The sequence below is a fragment of the Georgenia sp. Marseille-Q6866 genome (genome assembly GCF_965111665.1).
Window position 1 is genome coordinate 12,646 of the sequence record NZ_CBCOOR010000016.1, and the last position, 12,442, is coordinate 25,087.

General features: G+C 74.8%; 10 protein-coding genes and 1 pseudogene. 3 read left to right on the forward strand and 8 right to left on the reverse strand.

The window, feature by feature from the left end; translation table 11 throughout:
• The first annotated feature begins 37 nt into the window (after window positions 1-37).
• Window positions 38-2,549 (forward strand): annotated as a pseudogene (gene hrpB / locus ACWPXV_RS13470) (ATP-dependent helicase HrpB).
• A 30-nt stretch (window positions 2,550-2,579) separates the two neighbouring features.
• On the opposite strand, the gene ACWPXV_RS13475 reads toward hrpB, so the two are convergent.
• The 4 genes from ACWPXV_RS13475 to exaC all read right to left on the reverse strand — a co-directional run bounded on the left by ACWPXV_RS13475 (window position 2,580) and on the right by exaC (window position 6,196).
• Complete coding sequence (locus ACWPXV_RS13475) at window positions 2,580-3,647, reverse strand: mechanosensitive ion channel family protein (RefSeq protein WP_454085690.1); 1,068 nt, start codon at window positions 3,645-3,647, stop codon at window positions 2,580-2,582.
• A 27-nt stretch (window positions 3,648-3,674) separates the two neighbouring features.
• Window positions 3,675-3,977 carry a YciI family protein gene (locus ACWPXV_RS13480; protein WP_454085691.1) on the reverse strand — a complete coding sequence of 101 codons (303 nt, stop codon included), beginning with the start codon at window positions 3,975-3,977 and terminating at the stop codon, window positions 3,675-3,677.
• A gap of 71 nt (window positions 3,978-4,048) precedes the next feature.
• Window positions 4,049-4,573, reverse strand: coding sequence for a DUF779 domain-containing protein (locus tag ACWPXV_RS13485; protein WP_454085692.1), 525 nt, complete (start codon window positions 4,571-4,573; stop codon window positions 4,049-4,051).
• Between the two features lie 57 nt (window positions 4,574-4,630).
• A complete protein-coding gene (gene exaC, locus ACWPXV_RS13490; protein WP_454085693.1) occupies window positions 4,631-6,196 on the reverse strand; it encodes an acetaldehyde dehydrogenase ExaC in 1,566 nt (521 codons plus the stop codon).
• A 159-nt stretch (window positions 6,197-6,355) separates the two neighbouring features.
• On the opposite strand from exaC, the gene ACWPXV_RS13495 reads away from it, so the two are divergent.
• Window positions 6,356-7,051, forward strand: a complete 696-nt coding sequence (locus ACWPXV_RS13495; protein ID WP_454085694.1) for a DUF5701 family protein — start codon at window positions 6,356-6,358, stop codon at window positions 7,049-7,051.
• Window positions 7,052-7,176: 125 nt separating this feature from the next.
• Here ACWPXV_RS13495 and arfB read toward each other — a convergent pair whose 3' ends face one another.
• A complete protein-coding gene (gene arfB, locus ACWPXV_RS13500) occupies window positions 7,177-7,602 on the reverse strand; it encodes an alternative ribosome rescue aminoacyl-tRNA hydrolase ArfB (RefSeq protein WP_454085695.1) in 426 nt (141 codons plus the stop codon).
• A gap of 145 nt (window positions 7,603-7,747) precedes the next feature.
• On the opposite strand from arfB, the gene pepN reads away from it, so the two are divergent.
• The gene (gene pepN / locus ACWPXV_RS13505) at window positions 7,748-10,378 is read left to right on the forward strand and encodes an aminopeptidase N (RefSeq protein ID WP_454085696.1); all 2,631 of its coding nucleotides are present in this window, start codon (window positions 7,748-7,750) and stop codon (window positions 10,376-10,378) included.
• Here the strand turns inward: pepN and ACWPXV_RS13510 are convergent.
• Genes ACWPXV_RS13510 through ACWPXV_RS13520 form a run of 3 tightly spaced genes read right to left on the reverse strand, consistent with a single transcriptional unit; the run spans window position 10,375 to window position 12,396 of the window.
• Window positions 10,375-11,139, reverse strand: coding sequence for an SCO1664 family protein (locus ACWPXV_RS13510; protein WP_454085697.1), 765 nt, complete (start codon window positions 11,137-11,139; stop codon window positions 10,375-10,377). The genes pepN and ACWPXV_RS13510 overlap by 4 nt on opposite strands.
• On the reverse strand, window positions 11,136-11,687 hold the full coding sequence (locus ACWPXV_RS13515) for a DUF3090 domain-containing protein (RefSeq protein ID WP_454085698.1): 552 nt from the start codon (window positions 11,685-11,687) through the stop codon (window positions 11,136-11,138). Before ACWPXV_RS13515 ends, ACWPXV_RS13510 begins: the two co-directional genes overlap by 4 nt.
• A gap of 10 nt (window positions 11,688-11,697) precedes the next feature.
• The gene (locus ACWPXV_RS13520) at window positions 11,698-12,396 is read right to left on the reverse strand and encodes a histidine phosphatase family protein (RefSeq protein WP_454085699.1); all 699 of its coding nucleotides are present in this window, start codon (window positions 12,394-12,396) and stop codon (window positions 11,698-11,700) included.
• Window positions 12,397-12,442: the final 46 nt, after the last annotated feature.

A 12,442-nucleotide genomic window follows, 5' to 3' on the forward strand; every position in this document is an offset into this window, starting at 1 on the left:
GGCGCCCGGTCGGCACGGCGGGCGGCACACTGGTGGCGTGGCCCTCACCGATCTCTCCGCGCTCCTCGCCGCACCGCCGCCACTGCCCGTCGCCGAGGGCCTGGAGGAGCTCGTGCGGGCGGTGCGGTCCGGGGGCACCGCCGTCCTGCAGTCCCCGCCGGGCAGCGGGAAGACCACGCTCGTGCCGCCCGCGCTCGCCGTCGCCCTGGGCGGCAGGGTCGTCGTCACCCAGCCCAGGCGCATCGCCGCGCGGGCCGCGGCACGCCGCCTCGCCGGCCTTCTCGGGCAGCCGGTCGGCCGCGTGGCCGGCTTCTCCGTGCGCGGCGAGCGGCAGGTGGGCGAGGAGACCCTCGTCGAGCTCGTCACCGCCGGCACGCTCCTGCGCCGTCTCCAGCGCGACCCGGAGCTGCCGGGCGTGAGCGCCGTCGTCCTCGACGAGGTGCACGAGCGCCAGATCGACTCCGACCTCCTCCTCGCCATGCTCGTCGAGGCCCGCGCGACGCTGCGCGAGGACCTCGCGCTCGTCGCGATGTCGGCCACGGTCGAGGCGGACCGGGTCGCGGCGCTCCTCGGCGAGGGCACCGCCGTCGTCACGGTCCCCGGTGCGCTCCACCCGGTCGGGACGGAGTGGTGCCCCCCGCCGCGCGCCGCGCCACGGCTGACGCCGCGGGGCACCAGCCCGGAGTTCCTCGCGCACGTCGCCGGCGTCACCCGCCGGGCCCTGGCCGAGCAGGACGGTGACGTCCTCGTCTTCCTGCCCGGCGCGCGCGAGGTCGACGACGTCGTCCGGCGCCTGCGCGGCGGCGACGTCGACGTCCTCGCCCTCCACGGGCGCCTGCCGGCCGCCGAGCAGGACCGGGCGCTGCAGCCCGCCACCCGGCGCAGGGTCGTCGTCTCGACGGCGGTGGCCGAGTCCTCGCTCACCGTGCCGGGGGTGCGGGTGGTCGTGGACGCCGGGCTGGCGCGCGAGCCGCGGACCGACCACCACCGCGGGCTCGCCGGTCTCGTCACCCGCAGCGTGAGCCAGGCGGGGGCGGAGCAGCGCGCCGGCCGTGCCGGGCGGCAGGGGCCGGGCACCGTCTACCGGTGCTGGTCCGCTGCCGAGCACGCCATGCTCGCGCGCCACCCCGAGCCGGAGATCGCGACCGCAGACCTCGCCGGACCGATGCTCGAGCTGGCCCTGTGGGCGCCCCGGGCGGGGTGGGCCTGGCGCTCCTCGACCCGCCGCCGGCCCCGGCGGCCGCTGCGGCGACCGGGCTGCTCACCGAGCTCGGCGCGCTGGACGCCGACGGCGCGGTCACCGCGCGCGGGCGGGCGATCGCGGACGTCGGGGCGGACCCGCGGCTGGCGCGCGCCCTGCTCGACGGCGCGGGCGTGGTCGGTGCGCGGACCGCGGCGGAGGTCGTCGCGATGCTCGCCGAGGACGCGGGCGCGGGCGACGCGGACCTCACCGCCGCGCTGCGGCGCCTCCGCGCCGGGGGCCGCAGCGCCTGGCGGCGGAGGCCGACCGCTGGGAGCGGCTCGCCTCCCGGCGCGGCGGCCAGGACGCGCGCCCCGGCGACCGTGTCACCCAGCTCGACCTCGCCGTCGGCCTCGTCACCGCCCTGGCCCACCCCGACCGCGTCGGCCGCCGCCGGGCGGACAGCGAGCACTACCTCCTGGCCGGGGGAGCCGGCGCACGCCTCACCGGCGGGCCGCTGGCCGGCAGCGAGTGGCTCGCCGTCGCCGACGCCACCCGAGCACCGGGCCAGACCGACGCCCTCATCCGCTCGGCGGCCCCGATCGACGAGGCCACCGCCCGGGAGGCCGCGGCCGGGCTGCTGCGGACGGTGGACGACGTCGCGTGGCGTGACGGCCGGCTCGTGGCGCGCCGGGTGGAGCGGCTGGGCGCGATCGAGCTCGCGAGCGAGCCGCTCCACCGGCCCTCCCCGTCGCTGGTGGCGGCCGCCGTGCAGGACGGGCTGCGCCGCGAGGGCCTCGGCCTCGTGCCGTGGCCACCCGGCGCGGTGTCCCTGCGCCGTCGCCTTGCCTTCCTCCATGCCGCCCTCGGCGCGCCGTGGCCCGACGTGTCCGACGTCGCGCTGCTCGAGCGGGTGGAGCAGTGGCTCGGACCGGACCTCGCCGGGGTGCGCAGCAACCGGGACCTGGCCCGGGTCGACACGACGACGGCGCTGCGGCGGCTGCTCCCGTGGCCCGAGGCGGGCCGGCTGGACGAGCTCGCCCCCGAGCGGGTCACCGTCCCGACGGGTGCGGCGCTCCGGGTCGACTACTCCGACCCCTCTCGCCCCACGCTCGCGGCCCGCATCCAGGAGGTCTTCGGCTGGCGGGGCGCGCCGGCGGTCGCCGGTGGACGGGTGCCGCTCGTGCTCGAGCTGCTCTCCCCGGCGCGCCGTCCCGCGGCCGTGACGGCCGACCTCGCCGGGTTCTGGCGCACCGGCTACCCGCAGGTGCGGGCCGAGCTGCGGGGGCGCTACCCCCGCCACCCGTGGCCCGAGGACCCGGCCACGGCGGCGCCCACCACCCGCACGACGAAGGGCCGGCGCGCCTAGCCGTCACCGCGCCCCACCGAGGGCGGGCTGCTAGCCGTCGCCGCGCTCCGCCGAGCCCCGGACGGGGGAGGGGGACATGGACACCCGGTGGAGGGGCAGGGCGTCGGGGTCGTTCTCCCGCAGCCACACGACGAGGTGCTCGCGCACGTCGCAGCGCAGGGTCCAGTCGTCGTCGGTGTTCGCGGCCGTGACGAGCGCGCGCACGGTGACGTGGCCGCCGGTGGAGTCGGTGACGACGAGCGACCTCGCCCGCCCGTCCCAGGCGGGGTGCTGGGCGACGTACCGCTCGAGCTCGGTACGCATCGCCGGGACGTCCACGCGCCAGTCGAGCTCGAAGTACACGACGCCGGTGACCGTGTCACCGGTGCGGCTCCAGTTGATGAAGGGCTGGGAGGTGAAGTACGTCGAGGGCAGCACCTTGTGCCGCTCGTCCCAGATGCTGACGACGACGTAGGTCAGCGTGATGTCCTCGACGGTGCTCCACGTGCCGTCGACCTCGACGATGTCCCCGATCCGCACCGCGTCGGTGAAGGCGATCTGGAGCCCGGCGAAGAGGTTGCCGAGGCTGCTCTGCGCCGCGATGCCGACGACGACGCTGAGGAGGCCGGCGGAGGCGAGGATCGTCGCGCCCACCTGCTCGACGCCGGGGAAGGTCAGGAGGACCATCGCGACGCCGAGGACGACGAAGGCCGCGTTGACCAGGCGCTGGATGAGCAGCATCTGGGTGGCCGTACGGCGCCGGTCGCGGTCGTCCTCCTTGCGGGCGACGACGCGCCGCTGGGTGTGCTCGAGCCAGGCGACGACGATGGTGGCGGCGAACCACACCGCCGAGGCGATGGTGAGCACGAGGAGCACGTGCAGCCCGACGTCCCGCACCGAGCCGCGCTCGGCGGTCGCCGCGAAGGAGATCCGCAGGGAGATCGCCAGGAGCAGCGCCGCGAGGGGTCGGCGCACCCGCCGCCAGCCCTGCCGCAGGCCGGGCACCCTGGCCCGGTACCGGTTGATCACCCGGTCGACGACGAGCATGACGACGATGACGACGGCGGCTGCCGCGGCGACGGCGACGACCCACCTGAGGAACGGCCAGAACTCATCCATGGTCTAGGCCTAACAGACGCGGGGCCCCTACTGCGAGGCGTGCTCGGTGAAGGGGCCCATGATCGGGTTCCACGGTCGCACGGTGCGCTGAGTGATGAGGTGGGCCTTGAGGAAGGGGTCGTCGTCGAGGAGGCGCTGGGCGCCCTCGACGTCCTGCGCGACGACGAGGAGCAGCGCGCCAGGGGCGGCGTTGTCCAGCCACGGGCCGGAGGCGAGGAGGGATCCCTCGTCCAGCAGCCCCTGGAGGAACTCCCGGTGGCTGGGCCGCACGGCGGCCAGGTCGTCGGTGCGGCTGGTGTCGTAGGTGTACTCGACGGCGAAGGCGCTCATGCGACCCCAGGCTAGTCGCCCGGGCGCCGCTCAGCCCCCGGGCCCTTTTCCCGAGCCGAGCGCTGAGTTGTTCAGCCGCCGGGGATGGCGCAGGCGTCGGCGACGTCGGTGACCACCTGCGGGCGGGTGGCGGCCGGCGGCCTGGACCCGGCCTCCCAGTCGGCGCCGGTGAGCACCGGCTGCTCCTCGAGCGCCGTGAGCTCGGCGGGGTTGAAGACCCGTGAGCGGGTGAGGAAACGGACGCCGTGGGGGCCCTCGACGCTGAAGCCGGCGCCGCGGCCGGGCACGACGTCCAGGACGAGCTGGGTGTGCTGCCACACGTCGAACTGCTGCGGGGAGATCCACACGGGCACGCCGTCGGGGTCGGACGGCGCGTCGGGCAGCACCTGTCCGGTGAACAGCCGCAGGTCGAGGACACCGAGGAGCACCTCACGGTCGCCCACGAGGAACTCACCCTGCGGGTAGCACATGGGGGAGGAGCCGTCGCAGCAGCCGCCCGACTGGTGCATCATCAGCGGGCCGTGCTCGTCGCGGAGGCGGTCGAGCAGCTCGGCGGCGGCGGGCAGGGCCACCACCCGCGGCACAGTCACGTCCATCGGGGCTCCTTCCCGGTGGGTGGCCGGGGCCGCCGCACGGCGACCCCGGCCTGCGGTCTAGAAGAAGCCCTGCGCGCCGGGCGCGTAGGACACGAGCAGGTTCTTCGTCTGCTGGTAGTGCTCGAGCATCATGAGGTGGTTCTCGCGCCCGATGCCCGACTGCTTGTAGCCGCCGAAGGCCGCGTGCGCCGGGTACTGGTGGTAGGTGTTCGTCCACACCCGCCCCGCCTGGATCGCGCGGCCCGCCCGGTACATCGTGTCCGCGTTGCGGCTCCACACCCCGGCGCCCAGGCCGTAGAGAGTGTCGTTGGCGATCTCGATGGCGTCGTCGAAGTCCCTGAACGTCGTCACCGACAGGACGGGCCCGAAGATCTCCTCCTGGAAGACGCGCATCTTGTTGTGGCCCTTGAAGACGGTCGGCTGGATGTAGAAGCCACCGTCCAGGCCCTCGACGGTGTCGACGTCGCCACCGATGAGCACCTCGGCACCCTCCTGGCGGCCGATGTCGAGGTAGCTGCGGATCTTCTCGTACTGGTCGGAGGACGCCTGCGCGCCGACCATCGTCGTCGGGTCCAGCGGGTGGCCGCGCTTGACGGCCTGGACGCGGGGCAGCGCCCGGGCCATGAACTCGTCGTAGATCGACTCGTGGATGAGGGCGCGCGACGGGCAGGTGCACACCTCGCCCTGGTTGAGGGCGAACATCGTGAAGCCCTCGAGCGCCTTGTCGAGGTACTCGTCGTCCGCCGCCATGACGTCGGGGAAGAAGACGTTGGGGGACTTGCCGCCGAGCTCGAGGGTGACCGGGATGATGTTCTGGGTGGCGTACTGCATGATGAGGCGCCCGGTGGTCGTCTCGCCGGTGAAGGCGATCTTCGCGATGCGCGGGTTGGACGCGAGCGGCTTGCCGGCCTCGAGGCCGAAGCCGTTGACGATGTTGAGGACGCCGTCGGGCAGCAGGTCCCCGATGAGGGTCATGAGGTAGAGGATCGAGGCGGGCGTCTGCTCGGCCGGCTTGAGGACGACGGCGTTGCCGGCCGCGAGCGCGGGCGCGAGCTTCCACGTGGCCATGAGGATGGGGAAGTTCCACGGGATGATCTGCCCGACGACGCCGAGCGGCTCGTGGAAGTGGTAGGCGACCGTGTCCTCGTCGAGCTGGGAGATCCCGCCCTGCTGGGCGCGCAGGGCGCCGGCGAAGTAGCGGAAGTGGTCGATCGCGAGGGGGATGTCGGCGTTGAGGGTCTCGCGGACCGGCTTGCCGTTCTCCCACGTCTCGGCGACGGCCAGATTCTCGAGGTTCTCCTCCATGCGGTCGGCGATGCGGTGGAGGATGAGGGCCCGCTCGGCGACCGAGGTGCGGCCCCAGCCGGGGGCGGCGGCGTGCGCGGCGTCCAGCGCGAGCTCGATGTCCTCGGCGGTGCTGCGGGCCACCTCCGTGAAGGTCCTGCCGTCCACGGGGCTGGGGTTGGCGAAGTACTGGCCCTTGACCGGTGGCACCCACTGGCCGCCGATGTAGTTGTCGTAGCGCTTCTCGTAGCTCATCACCGCGCCGTCGGTGCCGGGTGCGGCGTAGACGGTGGACTGCGGGGCCGCGGTGTCCTGGGGGGTGTCGGTCTCGATGGTCATGAACGAGTACTCCCTCGTGTCTCGATCTGCCGGAGGTAGCCGGAGGCGGCTCCACGTTGAGCCGCCCGCCTCGACGATATGTCGTGGATCACGTCCTGGGAAGAGGCGGGACCTTCCCGGCGTTGAGCCTGCTGCCCACCACTCCGGGAGGACACCGCCATGCCCCAGCAGACCGTCACCCACCCCGCCGACCTGCCCACCGTCGTCGCCGGCCCGTCGGCCGCCGCCAGCGCCTTCGACCCCGCCGCGACGCCGGAGGAGGAGCTCGAGCGCCAGGTCCGTGCCTACGTCGAGCTCGGCTTCCCCGCGCTCCTCGGCACCGACGAGGCGGGCCTGCGCGCCCTCGTCGAGCCGCTGCGTGCGCAGCTGCCGCCCGCCGGTGCACCGACGTCCGTGCCGCCCGAGGACCACGTCCCGCTCGTCCTCGTGCTCGCGCTCCCGCGGCCGGGCGACGCGGTCCCGGCCATGCGGCTGGGAAAGCGCAGCGGCGTCAGCGTCATCGACGACGACGAGCTCGCCACCTACCGCCCGGTGGTCGACGTCCCCGACCGGCCGGCCTACCTCCTGCGCGACGTCGACAGCGGCTCCCGCTTCCTCAGCGTGACGCCGGAGGACGCGGTGGTCGCCCTCCGTGCGGAGGGCAGGCGCCCGCTCACCGTCGCCGAGGGGCTCGCGCTCGTCGTGCTGCGCCCGGACATGCTGCGCCCGGGCCGCTGCTTCTCCCTCGCCGGCTCGCGCACCGGCACCAACCAGCGCGTGCCCGCGGTGTGGATCTCCGAGCGCCGGCCCAAGCTCGGCTGGTGCTGGGACCGCAACCCCCACACCTGGCTGGGAACAGCCTCGACCCCAGCCTGACCACCCCAGCCCCCGGCCCCAACCCCGCTCGTCGAGTACGCACATCCGGTCACCAGCAAGCGCTTCCCCGGCGCCGCTGGTGACCGCATGCTGCTCGCGGGGCCGGTGCGGGGGCTCGCGGCGGGCTAGTCCGACGGGCGGCGGCGCAGGGCCTTGGTCTGGCTGCGCCGCGTCTTGGCCTCGACGCGGCGCCGCTGCGCGCCGCGGGAGGGCTTCGTGGGCCGGCGCTTCGGTGGCGGGGGAGCCAGCGCCTCCCGCAGCGCCTGCGCGAGGCGCTCCGCGGCGGCCTCGCGGTTGCGCAGCTGGGAGCGGTGCTCGCTCGCGGGCACGGTGAGCCGTCCGTCCACCAGCCGCCCCGCGAGGGCCTCGAGCACCCGGGCCCGCTGGTGCTCGCTCAGGGCGGGCGTCGCGGCAAGGTCGACGCTCAGCTCCGCGCGGGAGTCGGTCGTGTTGACGCTCTGCCCACCGGGTCCCGAGGACCGGGAGAAGCGCCACTGCAGCTCCTCCTCACGCAGCGTGACGGAGGACGTCACGCGCAGGTCACCGGCCATGTCCCCAGCCTCTCACCCCCACCCCTCCACCTGCGTCGAGCGCTGACTTGTTCCGGCGGAACAACTCAGCGCTCGGCGCAAGGGGAGCGCGGGAGGGAGGTCGTCGCGTGGCCTCGGCCCGCCGTGACGTGCTTTGCTCCTCCCCGTGAGCAACCTGACCCGGACCGAGACCCGTCGGCGCGCCGAGCAGCTGACCCTCCACGCCCTCACCGTCGAGCTGGACCTGCGTGCCGCCCGCGACCGGGACGTCGCGACCTTCCCGACGACGACGACCCTGCGGCTGTCGAGCACCTCGACCACGACGTGGCTGGACTTCCTGGGCCCGCGCGTGCACGCCGTCGTCGTCGACGGGCAGGAGCAGGTGGTGCGGGTGGCCGACGGGCGCGTCGCCGTCGACGGGCTGCGGACGGACGGGGAGTCGACCGTCGTCGTGCGCGGGGAGGCCGCGTACTCGCGCACGGGGGAGGGGATGCACCGCTTCGTCGACCCCGTCGACGGCGAGACCTACCTCTACACGCAGTACGAGCCGGCCGACGCGCGCCGGGTCTTCACCTGCACCGAGCAGCCCGACCTCAAGGCGCCGTCCACCTTCGTCGTCACGGCGCCGGCCGAGTGGCAGGTGCTGTCGAACTCGGTGGCCGAGTCCGTCGTCGACGGCGAGGACGGCTCGCGGACGTGGACCTTCGCCCCTACCCCGCCGCTGTCGACGTACATCACGGCCGTCGTCGCCGGGCCCTACCACCGCGCCGAGGGGCACTGGTCGCGTGAGCTGGCCGACGGGAGCACCCTCGAGGTCCCGCTCGGCCTGTGGTGCCGCGCGTCGCTGGCGCCCTACCTCGACGCCGACGAGTTCCTCGAGGTCACCCGCCAGGGCCTGGACCTCTTCCACGACGCCTTCGACTACCCCTACCCGTGGGGCAAGTACGACCAGGTCCTCGTGCCCGAGTACAACCTCGGCGCGATGGAGAACCCCGGCCTGGTGACCTTCACCGAGAAGTACCTCTTCCGCTCCCAGGCCACCGAGGCCCAGCGCGAGGGCCGCGCGACGACGATCCTCCACGAGATGGCGCACATGTGGTTCGGGGACCTCGCGACCATGCGCTGGTGGGACGACCTGTGGCTCAAGGAGTCCTTCGCCGACTACATGGGCACCTACGCCACGGCCACCGCCACCCGCTTCACCGGCGCGTGGACGAGCTTCGCGCTGCGCCGCAAGGCCTGGGCCTACCGGCAGGACCAGCTGCCCACGACGCACCCCGTCGTCGCCGACATCCCCGACCTCGAGGCCGCCAAGCAGAACTTCGACGGCATCACCTACGCCAAGGGCGCCTCGGTGCTCAAGCAGCTCGTCGCCTTCGTCGGTCCCGAGGCCTTCCTCGCCGGGGCGCGGACCTACTTCAGCCGGCACGCCTACGGCAGCACGACGCTGCCGGACCTCCTCGCGGCGCTGGAGGAGGCGTCCGGGCGGGACCTGTCCGCGTGGAGCGGGCAGTGGCTCGAGACGACCGGCCCGTCCACGCTCACCGCCGAGCTCGAGACGGCCGATGGCACCGTAGCGGCGTTGCGCGTGCGCCAGGACGACGACGGCGGCGTGCTGCGCGACCACCGGCTCGTCGTCGGGTGCTACTCGAGCGACGACGACGGCGGCCTTGTCCGCACGCACCGGTTCGTCATCGACGTGTCCGGTCCCGTCACGGAGCTGCCCGAGGCGGCCGGCATCCCGGTGCCCGAGCTCGTCCTCGTCAACGACGACGACCTCACCTACGCCAAGGTCCGCCTCGACGAGCGGAGCACCGCCACCGCGCTGCGGGCCGCCGGCACGATCGGGGAGTCGCTGTCCCGGGCGGTGCTGTGGTCGGCGCTGTGGAACGCGACCCGTGACGGCCTGCTGCCGGCCGCGGCCTTCCTCGACGCCGTCGTGTCCCAGCTGCCGGCGGAGCGGGAGGTCGGCATCGCCCGCGACCTGCTCGCCCACGCGGCGAGCGCCGTCGAGCGCTACCTGCCCGTCTCGCAGCGCGACGGGGCCCGGGCGCTGCTCGCGGAGGAGGCGTACGCCCAGCTCGGGCGGCACGAGGCCGGCTCCGGGCTGCAGCTGGTGTGGGCGCGCGCCTTCGCCGACGCCGCGGCACGCTCACCGGAGGCCGCCGGCCGGGTGCGCACGGTGCTCGCCGGTGACGTGCCCGGGCTGCAGCTGGACCCGGAGCTGCGGTGGTCTCTGTGGCAGGCGCTCACCGCCGTCGGCATGGCCGGCCCGGACCAGCTCGACGGCGAGCTCGCCCGCGAGGACACCGCCACGACACGGCTGGACCACCGCGCGGCGCTGGTCGGTCGGCCGGACGCCACCGTCAAGGCGGAGGCCTGGGCCTCGCTCGGGCTGCCCGCACCTGGGCAGGACGCCGTGCTGGGGGAGAGCACGCTGTCCAACGACGAGGTCGACGCCGTCCTCGCCGGTCTGACCCAGCCGCTGCACGCGGAGCTGCTCGAGGACTACGTCGAGCCCTACTTCGCGCTGCTGCCCCAGCTGTGGGCAGGGCGCTCGATCGAGATCGCCGAGCGCCTGGTCGAGGGTCTCTACCCCGCCTGGGTGGACGGGCAGGACGAGCCGGTCGAGGACCACCCGGTGGTCACGCGCACCCGTCGGTGGCTGGCCGAGCACGAGGACGCGCCCGCCGGGCTGCGCCGCTGCCTCCTCGAGCAGCTCGACGACCTCGAGCGCATGCTGCGGGCCCGGAGTGCCGCCACCCGACCGGCCGGCGCCCAGGGCGGGCACGTCTAGAAGGGCGGCCAGGGAATCGGCGGGTACCCCTCGCGCGGGGCGGGCAGCCGGCCCGTGGCGAGGAGCCGCTCGCAGCGTGCGGCGAGCGCGTCCACCTCTTCGCCGGTGAGCAGCCCGGCGAGCGCGTCACCGAGGTCCCCGTCCAGGGCCACGCGCACCCGGGCGACGCCGTCGGCCTCCTCGGCCTCGAGCTCGCTCCCGGCCCAGCCCCACAGCACGGTGCGGAGCTTGTGCTCCGCGTGGAAGGTGAGGCCGTGGTCCACGCCGTACCGGTGGCCTCCGGCCATGGGGAGCACGTGCCCGGCCTTGCGGTCGGCGTTGTTGGCAAGGACGTCGAAGACCGCCATCCGCCGCAGCGCGGGGGAGTCCTCGTGGAGGAGGGCGACCTCGCGGTCCTCCTCGTCGACGCCGCTCAGCACGTGGCACCAGCGTTCGCCGGGCACCTCGTCGGCGGGGACGAGGGTGACGGCGCCCTGCGCGGGGTCCGGCTCGCACCACAGCTGGGCCATCCCGGGGCCGAGCGGTCCCTCGTGCAGCCAGGTCCGGGGCACGACGTCCCACCCGAGCGCCTCGGAGAGCAGGTAGGAGGCGAGCTCACGCTGCGCCAGCGTGCCGTCGGGGAAGTCCCACAGGGGCCGCTCACCGGCGACCGGCTTGTAGACGACGCTCAGCTCCCCGATGTGGCCGAGGAAGGTGGCGTTGGACGCCGTCGTGATCCGCCCGTCCAGGACGATGTCCCCGTCGGCGAGCTCGGGTGTCACTGCAGGCCGTCGGGAAGCCCGCAGACGTGGCCCTCCGGGTCCATCGGCTCGCCGCACCGCGGGCACAGCGGCCGGCCCGCCTCGACGATCCCGCGCGTGCGCTGAGCGAAGGCCCGGGCGGCGCCCACCGGGATCCGCACGACGAGGACCTCCTCCGGCTCCGGGCCGACCGGCTCGAGGGTCTGCGGGTCGACCGGCTGGGCGGGGACGGCCTCGATGACGAGCTGGGCCGTCGACGGGTCCCAGCCCAGACCCATGATGCCGACGCGGAACTGCTCCTCGACCGGCTGGTCGAGGGCGTCGTCGTCGACGAGCTCCACCGGGGCCTGGTCGGGGACGCTGAAGCGGTTGCCGTCGGTGGCCATGAGCTCGTCGAGGAGCTCGTCGATCTTCTCGGCGAGGGCGGCGGACTGCTCCTTCTCGAGGGCGACGCTGAGCAGCCGCGTGCCGGCGCGGGCCTGCAGGTAGAAGGTGCGCGCGCCGGGGCGCCCCACCGTGCCGATCACGAGTCGGTCGGGCCAGTCGAAGGTGTGGGCGGTCTGGGGCACGGGCCCCATGCTACGAGGCAGCCGCCGGGACCGCCGGTCCGGCGCCGCCACCGACCTGCGGCGCGTCGGGCTGGGCCCGGAGCCACGAGAGCTCCCCGGCGTGGGTGTTGACCGCGAGGACGTGCGGCTGGGCCGCGGTGTAGCGGACGACCGAGACCGAGGCGGGGTCCGCGTGGAGCCGCTGGAACAGGTCGAGGTGCATCCCGAGGGCGTCCGCGAGGATCGCCTTGACGAGGTCACCGTGGGTGACGGCCGCCCACACCGCGGCGGGGCCGTGCTCCGCCTCGACCGCCGCGTCGATCCGCCGGACCGCGCTCACCGCGCGGGCGTGCATCGCGACGAGCGACTCCCCGCCCGGGAAGACCGCGGCCGAGGGCTGCCGCTGGACCACCGACCACAGCTCCTCCTTGCCGAGCTCGGCGAGCGTGCCGCCCTGCCACGCGCCGTAGTCGCACTCGGTGAGGTCCTCCTCCAGGCGGGCGGTGAGGCCGGTGCCCTGGTGGTCGAGGACGGCCTGGGCTGTCTGTCGGCACCGCTCGAGGGGGCTGGAGACGACCGCGACGAGCGGGACCGCGCCGAGGCGGGCGCCGGTCCGGGCCGCCTGCTCACGTCCGGTCTCGTCGAGCTCGACGCCCGGGGTGCGCCCGGCCAGCACGCCGGCGGTGTTCGCGGTGCTCCGGGCGTGCCTGACGAGGATGACGGTGGCCATGGGCACCCACCCTAGGCCCCGCACCTCCGCCGACAGCCGGATGCCG